Annotated in this window: 18 protein-coding genes and 1 pseudogene; 10 read left to right on the forward strand and 9 right to left on the reverse strand. The window is 66.5% G+C overall.

What is annotated here, in order from left to right; all coding sequences use genetic code 11:
- Positions 1 to 60 precede the first annotated feature (60 nt).
- From OCT48_RS07060 to OCT48_RS07085, 6 genes are all read right to left on the reverse strand, one after another.
- The gene (locus OCT48_RS07060; protein ID WP_263591993.1) at positions 61 to 1,071 is read right to left on the reverse strand and encodes an ABC transporter ATP-binding protein; all 1,011 of its coding nucleotides are present in this window, start codon (positions 1,069 to 1,071) and stop codon (positions 61 to 63) included.
- Positions 1,068 to 2,054: an ABC transporter ATP-binding protein gene (locus OCT48_RS07065; RefSeq protein WP_263591994.1), complete on the reverse strand. Its 987-nt coding sequence runs from the start codon at positions 2,052 to 2,054 to the stop codon at positions 1,068 to 1,070. Before OCT48_RS07065 ends, OCT48_RS07060 begins: the two co-directional genes overlap by 4 nt.
- Complete coding sequence (locus OCT48_RS07070; RefSeq protein ID WP_263591995.1) at positions 2,054 to 3,406, reverse strand: ABC transporter permease; 1,353 nt, start codon at positions 3,404 to 3,406, stop codon at positions 2,054 to 2,056. Before OCT48_RS07070 ends, OCT48_RS07065 begins: the two co-directional genes overlap by 1 nt.
- Positions 3,403 to 4,530, reverse strand: a complete 1,128-nt coding sequence (locus OCT48_RS07075) for an ABC transporter permease (protein WP_263591996.1) — start codon at positions 4,528 to 4,530, stop codon at positions 3,403 to 3,405. The genes OCT48_RS07070 and OCT48_RS07075 overlap by 4 nt, the downstream gene beginning before the upstream one ends.
- The gene (locus tag OCT48_RS07080) at positions 4,527 to 7,061 is read right to left on the reverse strand and encodes an ABC transporter substrate-binding protein (RefSeq protein ID WP_263591997.1); all 2,535 of its coding nucleotides are present in this window, start codon (positions 7,059 to 7,061) and stop codon (positions 4,527 to 4,529) included. The genes OCT48_RS07075 and OCT48_RS07080 overlap by 4 nt, the downstream gene beginning before the upstream one ends.
- Positions 7,062 to 7,198: 137 nt before the next feature.
- Entirely contained in the window at positions 7,199 to 8,212 is a 1,014-nt protein-coding gene (locus OCT48_RS07085; RefSeq protein WP_263591998.1) for a M28 family peptidase, read from the reverse strand.
- 438 nt (positions 8,213 to 8,650) lie between these two features.
- Here OCT48_RS07085 and OCT48_RS07090 point away from each other — a divergent pair, with 438 nt between their 5' ends.
- Positions 8,651 to 9,484, forward strand: a complete 834-nt coding sequence (locus OCT48_RS07090; protein WP_263591999.1) for an AraC family transcriptional regulator — start codon at positions 8,651 to 8,653, stop codon at positions 9,482 to 9,484.
- Here the strand turns inward: OCT48_RS07090 and OCT48_RS07095 are convergent.
- Positions 9,470 to 10,063 (reverse strand): LysE family translocator, encoded by a 594-nt coding sequence (locus OCT48_RS07095; protein WP_263592000.1) that lies wholly within the window; start codon positions 10,061 to 10,063, stop codon positions 9,470 to 9,472. The genes OCT48_RS07090 and OCT48_RS07095 overlap by 15 nt on opposite strands.
- A gap of 115 nt (positions 10,064 to 10,178) precedes the next feature.
- Between OCT48_RS07095 and OCT48_RS07100 the strand changes: the two genes are divergently transcribed.
- From OCT48_RS07100 to OCT48_RS07125, 5 genes are all read left to right on the forward strand, one after another.
- Entirely contained in the window at positions 10,179 to 10,673 is a 495-nt protein-coding gene (locus tag OCT48_RS07100; RefSeq protein ID WP_263592001.1) for a GFA family protein, read from the forward strand.
- A gap of 786 nt (positions 10,674 to 11,459) precedes the next feature.
- Entirely contained in the window at positions 11,460 to 11,882 is a 423-nt protein-coding gene (locus OCT48_RS07110; protein WP_263592002.1) for a hypothetical protein, read from the forward strand.
- A gap of 221 nt (positions 11,883 to 12,103) precedes the next feature.
- Complete coding sequence (locus OCT48_RS07115) at positions 12,104 to 12,349, forward strand: GFA family protein (protein WP_263592592.1); 246 nt, start codon at positions 12,104 to 12,106, stop codon at positions 12,347 to 12,349.
- 164 nt (positions 12,350 to 12,513) lie between these two features.
- The gene (locus OCT48_RS07120) at positions 12,514 to 13,533 is read left to right on the forward strand and encodes an IS30 family transposase (RefSeq protein WP_412031010.1); all 1,020 of its coding nucleotides are present in this window, start codon (positions 12,514 to 12,516) and stop codon (positions 13,531 to 13,533) included.
- Between the two features lie 50 nt (positions 13,534 to 13,583).
- Positions 13,584 to 14,405, forward strand: coding sequence for an alpha/beta fold hydrolase (locus OCT48_RS07125; protein ID WP_263592003.1), 822 nt, complete (start codon positions 13,584 to 13,586; stop codon positions 14,403 to 14,405).
- Positions 14,406 to 14,868: 463 nt separating this feature from the next.
- Here OCT48_RS07125 and OCT48_RS07130 read toward each other — a convergent pair whose 3' ends face one another.
- A complete protein-coding gene (locus tag OCT48_RS07130; RefSeq protein WP_263592004.1) occupies positions 14,869 to 15,939 on the reverse strand; it encodes a calcium/sodium antiporter in 1,071 nt (356 codons plus the stop codon).
- A gap of 249 nt (positions 15,940 to 16,188) precedes the next feature.
- Here OCT48_RS07130 and OCT48_RS07135 point away from each other — a divergent pair, with 249 nt between their 5' ends.
- The 4 genes from OCT48_RS07135 (at position 16,189) to OCT48_RS07150 (ending at position 19,884) form a co-directional block, all read left to right on the forward strand.
- Complete coding sequence (locus OCT48_RS07135; protein WP_263592005.1) at positions 16,189 to 17,154, forward strand: putative zinc-binding metallopeptidase; 966 nt, start codon at positions 16,189 to 16,191, stop codon at positions 17,152 to 17,154.
- Between the two features lie 383 nt (positions 17,155 to 17,537).
- A complete protein-coding gene (locus tag OCT48_RS07140) occupies positions 17,538 to 18,827 on the forward strand; it encodes a cation:proton antiporter (RefSeq protein WP_263592006.1) in 1,290 nt (429 codons plus the stop codon).
- A gap of 345 nt (positions 18,828 to 19,172) precedes the next feature.
- Positions 19,173 to 19,694, forward strand: coding sequence for a hypothetical protein (locus OCT48_RS07145; protein ID WP_263592007.1), 522 nt, complete (start codon positions 19,173 to 19,175; stop codon positions 19,692 to 19,694).
- 19 nt (positions 19,695 to 19,713) lie between these two features.
- Positions 19,714 to 19,884, forward strand: a complete 171-nt coding sequence (locus OCT48_RS07150; protein ID WP_263592008.1) for a hypothetical protein — start codon at positions 19,714 to 19,716, stop codon at positions 19,882 to 19,884.
- A gap of 276 nt (positions 19,885 to 20,160) precedes the next feature.
- On the opposite strand, the pseudogene OCT48_RS07155 reads toward OCT48_RS07150, so the two are convergent.
- Positions 20,161 to 20,630 (reverse strand): annotated as a pseudogene (locus OCT48_RS07155) (IS5 family transposase); the annotation flags it as partial.
- Positions 20,631 to 20,758: the final 128 nt, after the last annotated feature.

Consider the following 20,758-nt stretch of genomic DNA (forward strand, 5'->3'; position numbering starts at 1 on the left):
CTGCCGGGGCCGACACCTGACCGGGTCTATTGCCCGCCGCGCCGGCGCCGGCGCCAGCGCTCAGCGATGCAGCCAGCAGGCCGAGCGGTGGTCGCGGCGCGGCGTGAAGTCGGGGGGATCCTCGACGTCGCACAGCCCGGCCATGAAGTGCGGGCAGCGCGGGTGGAAGCGGCAGGCCGCCGGCGGATGCAGCAGGCTCGGCGGCTCGCCGGCCGGCACCTCGCGCAGCCGGGTGGCGTTGGCGGCGTCGGGGTCGGCGATGGCGGCGAGCAGCGCCTGGGTGTAGGGGTGCTGGGGGTGATCGAGCAGGTCGTCCACCGGGGCGCTCTCCACCACGCGCCCGGCGTACATCACGAAGATGCGCTCGGCGTAGTGGCGCACCGTGGAGAGGTCGTGGGTGATGAAGGCCAGCGTCAGCCCTCGCTCGCGCTGGATGCGCCGCAGGAGCTCGAGGATCTCCACCCGCACCGAGGCGTCGAGCATCGAGACCGGCTCGTCGGCGATCAGCAGCCGCGGGGCGAGGATCAGTGCCCGGGCGATCACCACCCGCTGCTGCTGGCCGCCGCTGAGCATGTGCGGGAACTGGCCGAGGTAGGCCTCGGCCGGCGACAGGCGCACTTCCTCCAGGGCCGCGCGGATGCGCCGCTCACGCTCGGCGCGGTCGCGCACCCCGTGCACGATCAGCGGCTCGGCGAGGATACGCCGCACGTCCAGGAAGGGCGGCAGCGCCCCGTAGGGATCCTGCTGCACGTAGCCCACCTCGGCCCGGTAGGCCTTGAGCGCGCGCCCCTCGAGGTCGCCGAGCGAGCGGCCGGCGAAGCGCACCTCGCCGCGGGTGGGACGGTGCAGCCCGAGCAGGGTCCGCGCCAGCGAGCTCTTGCCGCAGCCGCTCTCGCCGACGAAGGCCACCGCCTCGCCAGCCGCCAGGGCAAACTCGACCCCGTCTACCGCCCGCACCGCGCCCACGCGCATGAAGCCCCACCGGCGCAGCTCGAACCAGGTGTGCAGGTCGCGGGCGGCGATCAGCGGCGCCTGGTCATCCTCGGCCTGATGGTCGGCGGGCGAGGTCATGCGCCACCTCCGGCCGGAGCGTCGTCGGCGTGCAGCCAGCAGCGCGCCAGGTGGCGTTCGCCGAGCGGGAAGGCGGGCGGGTCCTTGGCACAGCGCGCGAAGCGATACGGGCAGCGTTCGGCGTAGCGACAGCCGCCGGGCGGGGCGACCAGGCTCGGCGGCTCGCCGGGGATCGCCTCCGGGCGGGCCCGCTGGCGCAGGCGCGGCACGCTGGCCATCAGCATCTGCGAATAGGGGTGCGCCGGGGCGGTGAAGAAGCGCGCGGCGTCGGCCACCTCGACGAACTGGCCGGCATACATCAGCGCCACGCGGTCCCCCAGCTCGCTGGAGGTGGCCACGTCGTGGGTGATCAGCATGAAGCTCGTGCCCAGCTCGCGCTTGACCCGCTTCAGGGCGTTCATGATGCTCGCCTGGGTGAGCACGTCGAGCGCCGAGGTGGGCTCGTCGAGGATCACCAGCGCCGGCTCGGCGACCAGCGCCATGGCCAGCACGGCGCGCTGGCGCATGCCGCCGGAGAGCTCGAAGGGGTAGCGGGCCAGGAAGTCCGTGGACACCCCCACCAGCTCGAACACCTCCGCGGCCCTGGCCAGGGCCTTCCCCCGGGGCCAGCCGCGCAGCACCCGCAACGGCTCGGCGACCTGCTCGCCGACCCGCACCACGGGATTGAGGGCGTTCATCGAGGCCTGCATGACCAGCGCCATGCGCGACCACTGCACCTCGCGACGGAAGCGCTCGTCGGGCAGCGTCGTGATGTCGACGCCGTCCAGGGTGACCCGCCCCGCCGTGTGGTGGACGTTGCGCGGCAGCAGGCGCATCAGCGCCTTGGCCAGCGAGCTCTTGCCGCAGCCGGATTCGCCGAGCACCACCAGCGCCTCGCCCTGGCACAGGTCGAAGCTCACGCCGTCGACGGCATGCACCGCCCCCCGCCGCGTCTGGTAGTGCAGCTCCAGCGCCTCCACGCGCAGCAGCGTCCGGTCGCGCATCACAGGCTCCTTAGCCGCGGGTTGAAGACACGGTCCAGCGCGAAGCCGAGCATGGCGAAGCCCAGCCCGGTCAGCATCAGCAGCACCGCCGGCGACACCACCCAGTAGTAGTAGCCGTTGTAGAGCGCGCTCTGCGACTGGGCGTCGTTGAGCACCTTGCCCCAGGTGGGCAGCAGCGGGTCGCCCAGGCCCAGCACCGCCAGCGACGCCTCCAGGAACACGAAGGTGGGGATCAGGGTGACGAAGGTGGGGATCAACACCGGCAGGATGCGCGGGATCAGGTAGCGCAGCACGATGCGCGGGTTGCTCGCCCCGTAGGCCTGGGCCGCCTCGATGTAGGGCGCCTCGCGGATCGGCAGCAGCATCGCCCGGTACATCTTGATGCCGGCGCTGAAGATGCCCAGCACCACCACCACGCCGAGCATCAGCCAGATGCTGGTCGAGTAGAGGGTGCCGACCATCACCAGGATGGGCAGGATCGGCAGGATCATGTTGACCTCGGTGAGCCGCTGGATGGTGGCGTCGATCCAGCCGCGATACCACACCCCCACGGCGGCGATCACCAGGGTGGTGACGGTGGTGCCCACGGCCGCCAGCAGGCCGAAGGCGAGCGCCACCGGGGTGCCCCACATCAGCGCCAGGCTGAGATCCCGGCGCTGGTGGTCGGTGCCGGCGATGCCGTGCACCCGGCCGTAGAGCACCAGCTCGGCGTCGAAGGCCGCCGCCGCGTCGAAGACCAGCACGTCCAGCAGCAGCGTATAGCGCCCGGGCAGCACCCGGGGCTCGGCGTCGGGCGCCTCCGCCATGCCTGGCTCGGCCAGCAGGCCGATGTGCGGCACCAGCCCGCCCAGCCGACGCTCCAGCGCCCGGTCCTGCGACAGCGAGATGCGCTCCCGCGCGCCGATGCGATACCCGCCCAGCGCCAGCTCGCGTCCGTCGGGCGTCTGCCACCTCAGCCGCGCGAAGGGCGGCTGCTCATGGCCCGGGGCGCGCAGGAAGAGGTTCAGTTCGCTGGGAAAGCCGCCGGCATCGAAGTCGAAGGTGAGCGGGATACGCAGGCGGCGTCCGCCCTCGAAGGCGTGCTCCTCGACCGGCGCCGATTCGCTTTCGACGATCAGGGTGCGCGGCGCCTCGCCGCCGGTGAGGCGGTCGAGCCACACGGGGGCCGCATTGACGGGATTGCGCTGCCACGCCTCGCTGCCGCGCCACTTGGCCAGCGCCTCGCCGTAGGGGATGGCGATCGGCGTGTAGAGCGCCAGCGCCACCAGCGCGGCGATGATCGTCAGCCCCAGCAACGCGGAGGGGTAGCGGCGCAGTTCCCGCCACCCCTCCCGCCAGCGTGCGCCCGTCATCGCGGTCCCCCCTCCAGGCGCACGCGCGGGTCGAGCAGCGCGTAGAGGAGGTCGAGGACGAACACCGTCGCGGCCAGCAGGTAGGCGAAGATCACCACGCCGCCGATGATCACCGGGGTGTCGCGGTAGCCGATGGCCCGGAAGAGCAGTGAGCCCAGCCCCGGCCAGTTGAACACCTGCTCGAGGATGATGGCGCCGCTCCACAGCCCGATCAGCATCAGCAGGAAACTGGTGACGATCGGCGACAGGGTCGGGCGCAGGATGTAGCGCTGCTCGATGAGCTGCGACGGCAAGCCCTTGGCGCGGGCCATCTCCACGTAGTCCTCGCTGGAGTGGATCAGGAAGAAGGTGCGCCAGGAATAGATGGAGATGAAGATCTGCGACAGGAACATGGCCGCCACCGGCAGCAGCATGTGCCGCACCACGCTGGCGCCGTAGGCCCAGCCGTCTTCCGGCGGCGGTACGGCCACCATGCCGCCGGAGGGCAGCAGGGGCGCCACGAAGGCGAAGAGGAGGATCAGGAAGATGCCGTAGAACCAGCCCGGGGCCGCCGAGGTCGGCGCCAGGGCGACCACGCTGCGGTCCAGCGCGCTGCCGTAGCGCCGCGACAGGAACAGCGCCACGAACACCGAGACGAAGAAGACCAGCAGGTTGGCGGTGCCGAACAGCAGCAGGGTCGCCGGCAGGCGCTCGACGATGATGTCGTAGACGTCGCGCGACCCCCGGTCGCTGTGCATCTGTTCGGCACGCCCCAGGTCGAGGCGCAGCGCCCGCTGCAGGTAGTCGACGCTGCGCACCAGGAAGGGCTCGTCGAGGCGCAGCCGCTCCACCTCGAACGCCACCTGCCGCTCGATCAGCGCGTTGCGCTCCTCGGCGGGCATGTCCTGGAAGGCGGGGTCGGCACGCACGGCCTCGGCGGCCTCGCTGCGGATCTGCACGCGGCGCAGTTCGTCCACCTGGCCCCCCATGTTGGCGATGACGATGGTCAGGTAGACCCCGACCAGCACGGTGACGAAGAGCGCCAGCAGCCGCTTGACCGTGTAGAGCAGCAGGCGACGCAGGTCGCGCCATCCGCCGCGGCGGGTGGCTGGCGCGGTGACGGCCGCTGCCGGCCGGGATCTCATGGCGATGCCTCCGTGCCGCCGGGCGGCACCGTGGCGAAGACGTGCGAGGCGAAGGCCGGCAGGGCCACGCGGTGGCTGGTCACGGCGACCTCCAGGCGGTTGGCCCCGACGCCCAGGGCGGCGAGCGTCGCCGGCGACGGGGCGATCCGCCAACGCCCGGGGGCGCGCGGCTCGGCCTCGCCGCGCTCGACCAGCGTCCCGTGGCCGTCGAAGAGCAGGAACTGCACCCGGTCGATCGCCGCCGGCGGGTAGGGCTCGCCCTCGAGGGTCACCGCCAGCCGGAACGTCGCCGCGCCGCCCTCGTTCCCGGCTGCCGTGCCGAGCTCCATGACCAGGGGGCCGTCGAGTTCGAGTTCCGGGATCGCGGGACGGGTGAAGCCCAGCCACTTGTCGGCCGGGTCGGGGAAGTCGCGGAAGCGCTCGAGCACCAGGCTGCCCGCCACGGGGTGCACCGAATCGAGCAGGAAGGGGCCGTTGCCGACCCAGAAATGACCGCGCTTCGCATGCCAGTCGGCGAGCGCGCGATAGCGGGCGGCGATCTCGTCCTCGTCGAGCAGCTCGTCGAGCACGCCGGGGAAGGGCGACGCCGTGCGTTCGCGGGCCCGCTCGAGATGGCGCGCCAGGATCGGCACGCTGGGCCCGGCCACCAGGCTCATCCAGTCCACCCGCCGTCGGTCCGCCTTGTTGGAGGAGAACGCCAGCTCCCCCTGGCGCTCGGCGAAGATCCCCAGGGCCAGGGTGTGCCACGGCTGCGGCGCGGGCGCACGGTTGGCCACCAGGGTCTCGGCATCGGGAAAGCCCTGGTCGCTGTAGACCTCGATGACCAGCGGGTCGCGGGAGACGATGTGCCAGCCGCGGAAGTGGCGCTGGAACACCTCGAAGGTGGGCAGGTAGGCCGGGTCGAAGAGCCGGCTCGCCTCGTCGGCCCGTGCGAAGGCCAGGATCCACGGCAGCACGAAGTCGGCCAGCGACAGCGGCGAGCCGTCGTGCCAGCGCTGCTCGAACAGCTCCTCGTCGTAGCGCACCCGGACCCGGGTGCGGGCGGTGACGGGCGCGTCGTGCGCCTCGCCGACGCTGACGAAGCGTCCCGCCTCGCCATCCCAGTCGATCCAGGCCGCTTCCGGCACGACGATCTCCTCCGCCGTCGAGACGCTCAACCAGTCGAGGGTGCGCGCGATCGTCACGTCTTCCTGCACGGTCACCGCGGCATGCTCGATGCGCTGGGGACGGTAGAGCCCGGTGAAGGGGTCGGGCAGCGCCACCGGGTCCTGGGTCGCGCGCATGATCATCTGGTCGAAGATCCAGTTGCTGCCCGCCACCGGGTTCCACGGCTCGGTCAGCAGCCCCGGCGTGCCGAACACCATGCGGCCGCCCACCCGGTCGGCATAGCGCAGGGTGTAGGGCCATAGCGCCGAGCCGGCGAGCCCCCCGGCGAGGTCGACGGCCACCTCGACGTTGGCGGCCCGCGCCGAGGCGTTGAGCTGGTCGACCAGCCAGATCCGCGCCGAGTCCTGCATGGCCAGCTCCAGCGCCCGCGCCATCATCGCCTGGCGCTCCTCCCAGTCCCGGTAGTCACGGCGCTGCAGGCGGTCGGCGAGCTCGTCGAACTCCGGGGCCGGCTGGTAGGCCTGCCACAGGGGCTCGGCACGCCCGCGGGGGGTGTAGTAGAAGCTGAAGACCTCCGCCTGATCGCGCTGGATCTCGATGCTGATCCAGCCGCCGGTATAGAGGTGCCAGCGCCCGGCCCTGGGGTCCGTGGCGATCCAGATGCGCGAGGCCTCCTCGGCGGTGCGATAGCGGCGCTCGACGACGAAGCCCAGCGCCTCCAGCAGGTTGGCGACATAGTCGCCGACCTGGCGGCGTTCGTCCTCGGTGCGGATCAGCGCGATCAGGCGCACCGGCTCGCTCGCGTAGTGCCACACGCCCTCGCGGAGCTGCGCCCCGAGCGCCGCCATCTCGCGGTGGATCACCTCGCGGGCGGCGTCGGGGTCATGGGCGTAGCGCAGCTCCAGCTCGCGGACCACGGCGGCCAGGCGTGCATAGTCGGGAAAGGCGGTGGAGAGCGGCAGGAAACGCGGCTCGGCCAGGCCGCCATAGAGTTCCTGGGCGATATGCTCGCGATCCACCAGGCGGTTGAGCGCCTCGCGAATGGCCGGCACATGGAAGGGATTGAGGGTGCCGTCGGCCAGCTCCGGCCCGGTCGGGTTCAGGGTCAGTTCGCTGGAGGTGCCGTAGGAGAGGTCGTAGCCGGTGGCGAGCGAATCGCGCAGCCGGTGGAAGATGCCGGGATTGGAGATGCCCTGGGTGAAGACCTGATGGGTGCCCGCCTCGATCAGCCCCGTGACCCGGCCCGCCTCGTCCTCGCGGGTGAACACGACCTGATCCACCAGCGCCCCGCGGCGGGAGCGGAGATCCGCCTCCGCGCTGTCCTGGCCCATGGCCGGCGCGGTCGACGGTGCCGGTTGACGCAGTGCCACCGCGACCACGCCCACCAGGATCAGTGTCGCGCCAACCAGCAACAGACGTCTCATCGATGCACCGTCGGCCACTACCCCCGGTTGCCTGCTTCTCCCTACACCCTAGGCGAGTTCGGCAATCGGGGACAGGCTCCGTTTTCTCCGCGCTCGAGGAACAGGAGGAACGGCGCCCAGGCCAGCGACTCCCCCGCTCAGCGCCGCGCCAGCTGCGCCAGGGTCTCGGCCAGCGCCGGGGTCAGCCGCGCCATACGGGCGTAGTCGAGCTTGTCCCAGGTGTCGCCCGGGCCGTGGTAGTGGGGATTGCGGAAATTGGCGGTGTCGGTGAGCATCATCGCCGGCCAGCCCATCTCCCAGAACGCCCAGTGGTCGGAGCGGAAGATATCGCGCAGCAACTCCGGCGCGGCCAGCCCTTCCGAGGGCATCTCGGCATGCCGACGAAAGACGCCCGTCACCCGACGCACCAGGCGTCGTGAACGCAGGTTGCCGACGAAGGCCAGGAAGTTGCCGCGGTCGGGATAGACGAGGCCAAGCAGCGGCGGATACGCCTGGCTGCCGGGCGCGTCGCTATAGTGGCCGAGCATCTCCAGCGAGAGCATGCCGACGATGGCATCGCCCCGCGCCCGGGCCTCGCGGGCGTAGCTCAGGCTGCCCATGGTGTCGCTGCCGAAGTGCGGCGCCTCCTCGTTGACGAAGGCGACGAGGCGAATGTCCCGCGCGAGCTCGGCCCCCCGCAGGAGCCGCGCCAGCTCCAGCAGCACGGCCACGCCGGAGGCGTTGTCGTCGGCCCCGGAGGTACCGCGCACGGTGTCGTAGTGGGCGCCGACCACCAGGATCTCGTCCGTTGCCCCGCTACCCGGCAAGCGCACCTCGAGATTGTGGAACACCTGGCCGCCGCTGGGCACCGGCAGGCGCAGCGGCTCGAGGCCGGCATCGCGAAAGGCCTGCTCGATGGAATCGGCGGCCGCCCGCAGCGCCTCGGGGCGCCAGACGTGACGCTCGCCGATCCCTTCCGCCAGCGCGCGCACGTGGGTGCGCAACCGCCCGCGCAGCGCCTCGCCCTGCGCATCCAGGGGCGGCGGTGTGCCCCGGTAGCTGCTGCCCGGCATGTGGAAGATCCACCGGTAGCCGCCTGCCAGCGCCGCCGGCAGCAACGCCCCGATCACCAGCCACCACACGGTATCCAGTGCCCCCTGACCACCATCCACGGAAGGCGCCTGTCGGACTCGACCGTTCGTCGCGAGCGACACCCATGTCGAGACACGTCGATCGATCGGACGAGTCGAATAGCTCGCCATGTCACGAATCAGGCGCCTGACCAGTATGGTTCAGGCCGGCACGGTCCGCAGTATTCACCCATCTCAGGGGATGGGGACGATGACACCTTGCCTGCTCGCGCTGTGTGCACTGGTCGGCCCCGCGCGGGAGCCTGGCAATCGAGCGGTCGTGTCATGGCGTGTCCCGTCCGGTTGGGTCGGCGGTTGTCACCCTAACCCTCGAGTGCAGGAGCCGGAAACCGGCGGGGACGAGGGGCGGGAGCGCTGCCAGCGGCATTCCGCTACCATGGGGGAGACGCTCGAGCGGCCCCCGCCCCGGCGCACCTTCCCCATCCCATCGCCGAGCCCGTACTCCGGAGGACCGCGGCCATGACCGATCCCGGCAAGCCTCTGTTCTGGCGCGACGCGCGCATGCCCCATGTGGAGCTGCGCAAGGTCGAGGACGGCCGCCAGGTCTGCTATGCGCCCCACAGCCATACCCAGTGGTCGTTGGGTGCCATCACCGCGGGCGAGAGCACCTTTCGCTATCGTGATGACGAGTACCGGATCCGTGCCGGCAGCCTGGTGATGATGAACCCGGAGTGGGTGCACGCCTGCAATCCCATCGACGACCGGCCCTGGGCCTACCTGATGCTGTATGTGGAGGCCGACTGGCTGACGCGCCTGCGCTACGCGGCGGGCCTGCTCGCGGCGCCGCGCTGGCAGGACATCGCCACCGCGGTGATCGACGAGCCCGCCTGGTATGACGGCTATTGCCGCCTGGCCGCCTGCCTGCTGGACCCGCGGCGCGACCTGCTGGACAAGCAGAGCGAGGTGGTCGAGTACCTCTCGGCGCTGATGCACCGGGTGGCGGGCCAGCCGACCCAGCCGCTGCCGATGCCCCCGGCCACCCTGCGCGAGCTGGCCGCCTACCTCGACGCGCACGCCGCGGAAGACGTCTCGCTGGACGCCCTGTGCCAGCGCTCCGGCTACAGCCCCGGCCACCTCATCCGCGCCTTCCGGCAGCACTTCGGCCTCACGCCCCATGCCTATCTGATCAATCGCCGCATCCAGCTCGGGCAGCGGGAGCTCAAGCAGGGCACGCCCATCGCCGAGGCGGCGCTGAATGCCGGCTTCAGCGACCAGCCGCACTTCCAGCGCACCTTCAAGCGGCTGGTGGCCGCCACGCCGAACCAGTACCGGCGGTCGCTACCCGAGCAGTAGGTAGACGCAGCTGGCGGCGAGCAGCACCGCCAGGCTCCGGTTGATGGTGACCAGGACCGCGGGGCGATGGACGTGGCGGCGCAGGAAGGCCCCGGCATACACCCAGCTCCCCAGCGACAGCCAGCAGATGGGCAGGTAGAGGGCGGCGAACAGCAGCACCTGCTGCAGGTCGTGGCCGCTGGTGTAGGCGCCGATCCCCGAGGCAGAGGCCAGCCAGGCCTTGGGATTGAGCCACTGCATCAGCGCGCCGGTCATGAAGCCCGGCGCGCGCTGGGCGTCGCCCTCCGGCAGGCGGCCGTCGTCGCGAAACAGCCGTATGCTCAGGTAGAGCAGGAAGGCCACCCCGGCCCAGCGCAGGGCCTCGTGGATGCCCGGCGCCATCGACAGCAGCGAATAGAGCCCCAGGCCCACGGCGATGAACAAGGCGATGAAGCCCAGGGTGGCGCCGCTGACGAACACCAACCCCCGGGCGAGGGGATAACGGGTACCGCTGCTCAGGCACACCAGGTTCACGGGTCCCGGCGAGATCGAGGCGGCGAGGGCGAAGGCCGACATCGGCAGCAACAGCGACAGGCTCATGGTCATCCTCCGGTCGAGACTATGACCGGAGTCTGCGATGACGGCCGAGCGCGGTATTGAACGAAATTGCGGTGCACTAGACTGGAAGCAGCCACCATGCCCGGGAGGAGACGTCATGCTGCTCGAAGGTTCCTGCCATTGCGGCGCGGTGCGTTTCCGCGTCGAGTCGCCGCATCCCTATCCCTACCAGCGCTGCTACTGCTCCATCTGCCGCAAGACCGCGGGAGGCGGCGGCTACGCCATCAACCTGAGCGGGCGCACCGAGACGCTCCGGGTCGAGGGCGCCGAACACAAGGGCGTCTACCAGGCCGTGATCGACGGCGAGACGAGCCCCGGCGAGCGCCACTTCTGCCGCTATTGCGCCAGTGCCTTGTGGGTCTACGATCCCCGCTGGCCGGAGCTGGTCCACCCCTTCGCCTCGGCCATCGACAGCGAGCTGCCGGTCCCGCCCGAGCGGGTCCACCTGCTGCTCGACAGCAAGGCCGACTGGGTGGAAGTCGAGGCGCGGGACAACGACAAATGCTTCGCCGGCTACCCCGAGGAGAGCATCGCCGAGTGGCACCAACGGCTGGGGCTGGAGGATTCGACAGCAGGCGAGGGGGAGCGCTGAAGAAGACCACGGCCCCCGCAAACCCCGCTGCCTATCTGGCGGCCAAGGCCGGCTGGCAGCGCGATCGGGTCGAGACGCTGCGTGCCCTGGTAAGCGAGGGCACCGCATTGGACGGGGTCATCAAGAGGGGCCATCTCGTCTACGCCGCCAATGGCCCGGGGCTGCTGATCCGGGCCGAGGAGCAACGCCGTACCCCCGCTACGACCAACCGTGGCTTTGCGTCCAACGTTACACCTGCTTACTCTTGATGACTAAGGCCGCTGAAGACGGCCGGTGTGAAGCAGACGCGCGGAACAAGGGACTACCGCATGGATGGCTGGAGGTCATCGCAGCGTGCAAGGTAGGGGCGGTAGCATGCCCGGGGCCCTTGGCATTCCCTCACCCCAGAGGACTGCGCACGCCGGCAAAGCCCTTGCCCAGCACATGTGTATAGATCTGGGTGGTTTCCACCCTCGTGTGGCCGAGTATAGGCTGCCGAGCTATTCTTAATATTTTTAAATATAAATGGGTTAGGGAAAGAATGACGCGCTAGATAACATTCTTGAACGTGCCGGCGCGTTCATTCAATATCAGAACGTTCCGCCTAATCACTGTTAAGCATTGTAGAGAAGGTCTATGAAAGCCATTACCGTTCTTGTCATCGCTGGCCTCGCGGCACTGTGGTGGAAGTCGCTGCGGAACGGCAGATCGACGCACAGGCCAAGGCGGCGATCCAGTTCGCCATCTCGCCCTCGTTCGGCTTCCCCGGAATCTGGCTCAAAACATGTCATACGCCAAGGTAAGTCGGTGCGGGCGGACGAAGTGTTCGAAGCTCGGACGTCCGATGACCTTGAGAGAATGAAAAAAGCCCGATCTCAAAAGACGAACCCGATTGATCGGCATTTCTTGCTCATGGGAATCGTCGAGAAGGCCTATAAGAAGCGATCCGATCCCGATATGGTCAAGCTTTGTTCAGAGACAGCGGAGCAGCATATCCGGGAGTTTCCCGATATTGCTCCAGCACTGAGGCAAGATATGGATGGCATTCTGCCCAACGTCACGACATTCCAAACGTACGCGAAGCTCCTCCAGGAGAGGGGTGAGTATTCACGGGCTATCGAGGTCTGTGAGGAAGCTATGCGGTATGGGCTCCATGATGGAACGAAGTCAGGGTTTGAGGGTCGTATCGAGAGAATCAAGAAAGCCAGAGAGAAGGCCGCGGATGCTTAACAAATCGCTCAACCGGACCCTCGTACCTCGCGCCGGTTAGCGATACGTTAGGCCACACGGGAAACATTATAGTGCTCGAACAAGTGGGCGGAGTTGAAATTCAGCTCAAGCACAGGGCTACGTGCCACTGTGGCATGGTGGAAATCGAACTTGATCTGCCAGATGGTCTTGTTGACCTGAAAAGGTGTAATTGCTCTATTTGTAGGCGTAAAGGAGCAGCTATGGCTTATGTGCCATTGAGCGGTCTCCGCGTCCTCAAAGGCTCTGAGCACCTTAAGCTCTATCATTTCAACACGCGGGTCGCAAGGCACTATTTCTGTTCGAACTGTGGCATCTACACGCATCACCAAACGCGCTCCAATCCAAACGAGTACGGATTCAATGTTGGGTGTTTGGAGGGTGTCAACCCGTATGACATTGCTGATGTTCCAATCAGTGATGGTGTGAATCATGAAGCGGATCTGTAGCATGGGGACTCACAAACGGCAGCAGCGGAGCAACGTTTCGCTGGCGCTACAAGTTGCCCGCTGTGTCGGGCGTTAGCGATCATTTTGATCCTGACGCGCATTCCGCATGCATGGCGGTCTCAATGAGCAAGTGCAACACGTGACCCATCAGGTACGGTGCTGCCATGACTCACTGCTATCGCCATCTCTCTGCTGAAGACCGAGCCGCCATCATGATGATGCGAGCCACTCATTCGATCCGGGCCATCGCCACTCATCTGGGCCGTGCACCGAGCACAGTGTCGCGAGAAATCGCTCGTCACACGGTCGATCCCATCAAGGGCTATGATGCCGGCCTGGCGGGTTACCGGGCCCGTCTGACGCGACATCGGCCACGTCAGCGCCCCAAGCTGCATCCCGACGGGGAGCTCTTCGAGGTGGTGGTCTACCTGCTGCGCAAGTACTGGTCACCGGAACAGATAGCCCGCACACTGAAGCGTATGTCTCCCAACGATTCACGTCGCCAGGTCTCGCATGAGGCCATCTACAACGCGCTCTATGTGATGCCTCGCGGCAGCCTCAAGAAGGAACTCATCGCCTGCTTACGGCAGGGCAACGGCAAGCGTCGTCCACGCAGTCGTGGCAAGGATCGACGCCAGCAGATCCCCGAGCTGGTCAGCATCCATATGCGGCCGCCGGAGATCGAAGATCGCCTGATGCCTGGCCACTGGGAAGGCGATCTCATCATTGGCGCCAACAATCGCTCCGCCGTCGGTACGCTGGTGGAGCGGACCACACGGTTGGTGATCCTGGCGAAAGTGGACGGCACCACGGCGACGGCGGCGGCCGTCGGCTTCAGTGACAAGCTCAATGAAGTGCCGCGCTCCCTGCGCCTGTCCATGACGTACGACCAGGGCAGAGAGATGATGAAGCATGCCGAGATCACTCAGAAGACCGGTACGGCGATCTACTTCGCTGATCCGCATAGCCCATGGCAGCGGGGCTCCAATGAGAACACCAACGGGCTGTTGCGGCAGTACCTGCCGAAGGGCACGGATCTGTCGGTCTACAGCCAGGAAGAGCTCGATGAGATCGCTGATTCACTGAACACCCGGCCGCGCAAGACACTGGACTGGCGAACGCCGCTGGAAGTTTACGCCGAGGTGCTCAAGAAATCCGTCGGTGGACCGAGCACCCTTCAATAGCGTTGCGCTTGGAACTTGAGACCGCCCATCCTTATCCATTGGAGACACCCATGACCGTGGTCGACCACCAGGGCGTCCGGATCGCCTTCGAGGACAGCGGCGCGGGGTTGCCCATCGTCCTCGGCCACGGCTTTCTCTGCTCGGGTGAGATGTGGCGCGAGCAGGTTCCCGCCCTGGTCGAACACTACCGCGTCATCAATCCCGACTTCCGCGGGCATGGCAAGTCCGGCCACATCACGGAGCCGTTTACGCTGTACGATGCCGTCTCGGACGTTGTCGCCGTGCTGGATGAGCTCGGCATCGAGCGGGCGATCTGGTGTGGCCTGTCGATCGGCGGGATGGTGGCGCTTCGCGCCGCGTTGAGCCACCCGGAGCGGGTGGCCGGCCTCATCCTGATGGATACGGATGCCGGCTCGGAAACCGCCTGGCACAAGGTGAAGTATCGCGCCATGGGCGCCACGGCGCGTGCCTTCGGCTTTCGCCCGCTGCTGCCGTCCATCGTGGGGCTGATGTTCGGTGCCACCACCCGGCGCGAGAACCGTGCCCTGGTCAACGAGTGGAAGGCGCGCGTTGCCGAGAATCACGTGCCCTCCATGTTGTTGGGCCTGGATGCGTTGATCAAGCGGGACTCGGTGCTCGATCGCCTGCATGAGATCCGCGTGCCGGCGCTCGTGCTCGTGGGGGAGGAGGATCGCTCCCTGCCGGTGGCGCTCTCCCGACGGATTCACGAGCGACTGCACGATTCCACCCTCACGGTGATTCCGGGTGCCGGACACCTGGCGGCGATCGAGCGGCCGGCACCGGTCAACGAGGCCATCACCGGGTTTCTGGCGGCTCAAGCGAAGTCAGCCGACGACGGGCCTGATGCCTGATCGGCCACCCCTCGCGCCTCGAGTGTTCGACACCAGGAGACACGTCCGGCGGTGCTGCCGGGGCGGGAGCCAGTGCCGGCCACTCAGCGCCGGTTGTGGCCGCGGAATTCGATGGTGAGCCTGGCCGAAGCTGGCCTATGATGCAGACAGGGCCCTCTCCGGAATCCGACCATGATCCCAGGCATTGTTCTCTGCTTTGCCTTTCTCTTCGCCCAGTTGGCTGTACTGCACTATATCGACCGTCGCCTCGGCGATGGATCCAGCGATACCCGCCAGGCGACGGCTGTGCCGCCTATCGCCCAACGAACCGAGGAGGGGACGCCGGACGCGGACGCTGGCGTTTGATCGCCCCTCATCTTGAGGTAGGGAAACCGCGGACAGTGGCCCCACGGCTCGATGCCCGCGACGTCCCGCGGTGACCCTGAACTCGGCAGCGCCGAGCGAGCGCGAGCGCGCCGTGGGGTCAGCGAAGCCTGCCAGAGCGGCGCTTCTGCTCTTGCCGGCTCAGCACCGCCAGTGTCAGGGCCGTCAGGGGAAGCACGAAGTACAGCATGACCCCGGTGAACCCGGCCAGCGCATCATGCTGAGTCGTCGCCAGGATCAGGTAGAGGGTATAGGCGACGTAGTAGCCCAGCAGCAGGGCGCCTTCCCATCGTTCGATGGTGCCACCCGTGAAACAGATCGGCAGACAGGCCACCGCGACGGCCAGCATCACGGGGATGTCGAAGCTGATCATGGCGGGCGTCACCATGAGGCCGGACGGCGCCAGCAGGCTGCTCAGTCCCAGCACGCCGAGAATGTTGAACACGTTGCTGCCGACCACGTTCCCCACGGCGATATCGCGCTCGCCGCGCAGGGCAGCGATCAGCGAGGTCATGACCTCGGGCAGGGAAGTGCCCGCCGCGATGATGGTCAAGCCGATCACCTGCTCGCTGACCCCCAGGAAGCTGGCAAAGGCCACCGCTCCCTCGACCAGCCATCGCGAGCCCAGCACCAGCAGGACCAGGCCTGCCGCCACCAGCATCAGGTTGATCCCCCAGGCATCGCTGGCAGAAGGCATGCCGTCGCTCCCGGCGGTGGCCTGGGCGCGAGACCGGGCATTCTGGTAAAGCAGAAAGGCGAGGTAGGCAACGAGGCCCGCCGCCAGCAGGAACCCATCCAGGCGGCTCAGCTGCCCATCCAGCACGAGCAGCAACAGGGCCGCCGAGAGGCCGACCATCAAGGGGATATCGAAGCGGATCAGCTGCTGAGCGACCAGCAGTGGCGTCACCATGGCCGAGAGCCCGAGGATGAACAGGATGTTGAAGATGTTGCTGCCCACCACGTTACCCATGGCGATCTCCGCCTGGTCCGCGAACGCGGCCTTGATGCTGACCGCCAGCTCTGGCGAGCTGGTGCCGAACGCCACGACCGTCAGGCCGATGACCAGCGGCGAGATGCCGAGGCGTGCCGCCAGCCGTGAAGCGCCGCGAACCAGTATTTCGGCACCGACCAGCAGGAAGCAGAGTCCCGCCAGGAACGCGATGTAGCTCATACCTTCCTCCCCAGTGGTTTCACAGTTACATGCATGATAAGCGATTCTGTTGAAAGCCACCGCCACGACGCCTATCGCCGGATTGGGGGGTCAGCATGAGGACCAGGCAATCCTGCCCGCTCAGGCTGTCGACCGGGGAGAATATCCGGCCGCGCTCCAAACGAGTTGACACACGACTGGGAGAAGCGAAGTATGAATTCGTGACTTTTCGGGCCCTGTGCCCCGTTGTTCTTCCGGAGTCCCTACTGTATGCGCGTTTTTGCCAACCCAGTCGGTTCCGGCTCGCTTTGGTTTGACAACCTCACCACCGCCGACGGCACCCCCGTTGCTTACGATCCGCAGGCGCGGGCCTTCCTGCCGATGCCGCCCTTCTGCGCCAACCGGGAAGTCATCGGTTGCAATTGGATTGCTCCTGCCCAGGGCGCCTTCTGCCGGTCCTGCACCATGACGGCGCTGGCCCCAGACCCCGCCATACCCGGCGCCATCCCCAACTGGGCGCAGACCGAAGCCGCCAAGCGCTGGGCGCTTGACAATCTCGGCCGCTGGCACTGGTTCCGGCCGGAGGATCCGGGCGCGCCTCCCGTTTTTCACCTGGTCGCCGAGGGCCTGACGCCCGTGTTGATGGGGCATGTCGAAGGTGTGGTGACGATCAGCGTGGCTGAGGCGGACCCGGTCCTGCGCGCCACTCGCCGCCAAGCGCTGGACGAGCCCTACCGCACCATGATCGGCCATATGCGCCACGAGATCGCGCATATGCTCTGGTGGCGGCTCAGCTTGCGCGAGGATTTCCTCGACGCCTTCCGCGCCATGTTCGGCGACGAGCGCATGGATTACCCCGCTGCGCTCCAGCGCCACTACCATGAGGGCCCTCCGCCCGATTGGCGGCAGCGTTTCCTGACCAGCTACGCTTCCTCGCATCCGCATGAGGACTGGGCCGAGACCGCCGCGCATCTGCTGCACCTGACCGATATTACCGACAGCTTCGTCGCGGCGGGCCTGTCCTCGCCTGAGCTGCCGAGCCGGGGTTGGGACCCGTATTCGGAACCGGATGCCGAGCGTCTGATCTATGTCGCGGCCTCCCTCGCAGCGGGGGTCAATCATGTCAATCGCTCCATGGGGTTGTCGGATATCTACCCCTTCGTGCTGTCGGATGCCGCGCGCCGTAAGCTCACCTTCGTGCATGACTGGCTGCGCCGGGGTGCGCAGGGGCGTTGACGCGCTGGGTATCCGAGGGAGGGATTCGAGGATAGCGGGTTGAGGCGAGTTCACGAACGCGCGCGATCACGTTGGTCCGATCCTTTTCGGGTCGCGTGCGGTTGGCAGTGATCTTGCCAGTGAACACAGGCTTACCAAGTTGCACGAGAAGCGCCCTCATTCTTGGGGGAGGTGGATGGCGCGGACGGCGCAGCCGTCCTGTAACGCCGGAACTGTGTGAGTGAACAGGTCATGATGATGCAGCGCCTGCCAGCCTTCCAATACGAATTGATGCCGCCAGCAACAGGAACCCACCGGAGCGACTCGGGGGCGGCTCAATGCCGCGCCTGAGCGCCGTGGACATCCCCCGACTTCAGGCGGGGGAGGATGTCAATGAGTAACCTATGACAGCCGAGACCTGGTTCATATTGATTGGAACGCTGCTTCTGGTAGTGGGCTTTACCTTCTCCTATTTCAAGAGGGTGCCCGCTACCTCTGCCATTTTGTATCTCATGATCGGAGTCATTTTTGGACCGATGGGCTTTGGGTTGTTTCACTTTAACTCATTGGAAGAATCGGCTTTATTGGAGCTTCTGACCGAGATAGCTGTACTTATTTCGTTGTATTGCGCCGGCGTGAAAATGCCAGCGCCGGTGACCATCAAGCGCTGGCAGAACCCCCTGCAACTGGCGGTTTTTTCGATGGCGATTACCGTCGGATTAGTGACGCTGTTCGGCTACTACTGGCTCACTTTGCCCCTTGGGGCTGCCGTGTTGCTAGGAGCCGTAGTCGCACCGACCGACCCTGTTCTGGCGACCGAAGTTCAGGTTCGCCATGCCGATGATCCTGACCATCTACGTTTTGCATTGACCTGCGAGGCCGGAATGAATGACGGCAGCGCCTTCCCGTTCGTGATGCTCGGCCTGGGCTTGCTGGGTCTGCACGATCTTGGCGACGCCGGTTGGCGTTGGCTGGCAGTGGATGTGTTCTGGGCCAGCGGTGCAGGTATCGGCATCGGTATTCTGGCAGGCTATGGTGTAGGTTGGCTGGTAAACAAGATACGCACTACCTTTTTGGATACCGCCTTTCTGGAAAGCTTTCTCGGCCTGGGACTGATAGCGCTCGCCTACGGAGTCAGCTTGTTAGTGGATGCCTGGGGCTTTTTAGCTGTGTTTAGTGCAGCGGTGGCTCTGCGCCATACCGAACTAAAATTGGCCGGATTAAAGCAAGGGTATTCGGAACGTATCGAGACTCGCCAGGACGATGAGCCGAAAGCCATAGCGCACGTGCACGTGAGCGAAAGCTCCTTGGTCTTCAACGAACACCTCGAACGGCTAGCAGAAATCGTGCTTGTTTTACTGATCGGCGGTTCGCTGTTCTGGGATTCCTGGAGCTGGCGAGCCGCTGGCTTCGCGGCGTTTCTGTTTTTTGTCGCCCGCCCCATCAGCGTGCACCTTGGCCTGCTAGGAAGCAGGGCACCCATGCGTATGCGTCACCTCGTGGGCTGGTTTGGTGTCCGTGGTATTGGCTCGCTTTACTATCTCATGTACGCCATCCAACACGGGCTGCCAGAGGATATAGCACTGGAATTGATACACTTGACCCTGGTGGTGGTGGCCTTGTCGATCCTGGTTCACGGGGTCAGCGTCAAACCCACTATTGCTCGCTATTGGCGTTCGAGGAAGCCTCGGTAATAGCGATAACCTCACGGTGCCACTCTGCTGAGTTCAGGCACCTACCCTGTCAGCGAGCAGCGATCACGATCCGCGACTGACCACTCGTGAAGGGGGATCACCGTTCGTATATGGAGTCCTCCCCGTTTGCCAGGAGCAATCGCGGACAGCTCCCTTTTCTCCCAGACCCCATTTGCTCCGCCATCTCCGGGCTAGCGCTCAACCGCCTCAGAGGATCAGGATGATGAAACGTCACCTGTGCCCTGATCGTGCTGATGGCGCCTTCCGCCCGTGCGGAGCAGATCGTCGCTGCCAGGTATGCCGAGCCGGTCGAGCGGTACGGGCATTATGCCCTGGGTTGGCCGCATGAATACGCGCGGTTGGTCGCGACGACCGACGCCGGGCGAGACGTGGGGCTGGAATTGCCCCAGGGATGAGGTGTTCGAGGACCTGGCGCCGCGCCTCGTGCGACTGGCGGATCGGGCGCCGGCGGAATTGCTCGCCATCGTCAGCTCGCGTGACGGCGGGGCGCGGCTGGCACTGGTCGGCCTCGATGGCAATCGGCTGGAGGTCGTGGCGCAGTCGGCCCCGATCGGTAGGCCGAACCGTTGGCTCAACCCGGTCGGCGTCGCCGACCTGAACGGCAACGGTGAGGCGGAGATCGCCGCGGTGACGACACCCCACCTGGGTGGCGTGCTGAGGGTCTACCGACGCCGCGGTGAGCGCCTGGTGGAGATCCACTCGCTGAGCGGCTTCTCGAACCATGCCTATGGCTCCCCTGAGCTGGGTATGTCGAGGCCCGCGCGGATCGACGGGCGCATGCAGCTATTGGTGCCCGACGGGCGGCGGGCGAGTGTGAGCGCCATCATGCTGAGCGACGCGGAGTGACCTGACCATCGGCCGCCTGGTGGACGCCGCCAACCACGCCCACTGGACCCGCATCCTCGAGATGAGCGACGAGGAGGTGCTCCACACCTACTCCAGCACTCCGCAGTGGGAGGTGCCCTGGTTCGTCGCCACCCTCCAGGAATCGGCGCGCCTCGTGAAGCGCTGGAACGAGCCCCGGCCTTCATCTTGAGCCGGCGATGCCGATAAGACGTTATGCCGGCTCCAAACCGCCATGGCTCGGGGCCAGGATTATAAAGATAACCCCTCGGGATGCTCCATTCGGCACAGTGCAAGCGGACCTTTTGCAGTCAAGGAGCCGGTTGCATAGGCTTGAAGATCAAGACCACTTAGATGGCCACTGGGAACGCCGGGACTACCACATGGATGGCAGGGCGCCATCACGGCGTGCAGGGTAGGGCGGTAGCGTGCCCGGACTGTCTGACGTTCCGCTACCCCAGCGGGCGTCCTGGCCCGGCGACAGTGTGAACGTCAGCGGCCATCCATGTCGGTCGTAGACGAGATGGATCTTGGTGGTCAAGCCGCCCCGGCGACGCCCCAACGCATGGTCTACCGGTTCGCCCGTTCCCCCTTTTTGCCGCTTCCCGAGGCGGCACGGGTGGCGCGAACGGCTGTGGAGTCGATCATCCAGGTGTCCAGGTCCATCAGGCCATCCTCGCGAAGCTTGAGCTGGAGGCGCGCCAGCACGGCGTCGAAGGTGCCATCATCACGCCACTGGCGGAATCGGGTATATACCGTGCTCCAAGGGCCATAGCGCTCGGGTAAGTCACGCCATTTGGCCCCTGAGCACAAGACCCAGAAGATGCCGTTCAGCACCTGACGATCATCTCGCCTTGGCCGGCTCATCGACTGGTGTGGCGAGACGATGTCCTTGATCAGCGACCAGCTGCGGTCGGATAGCTCGTAGCGTCCTGCCATATCTCACCTATGCTGCTGTGGCATAGGAGAAATTAGCAAAATCTACTTTTCATAAAAAGCCTAGATAATAACGTGCAGGCGTGTTCATCAAATATCAAAGCGTGCAGTCTAAACACTGTTAGCGTTGA

It is taken from the genome of Halomonas sp. M4R1S46 (assembly GCF_025725685.1).
In the GTDB taxonomy this organism is placed as follows: domain Bacteria; phylum Pseudomonadota; class Gammaproteobacteria; order Pseudomonadales; family Halomonadaceae; genus Halomonas.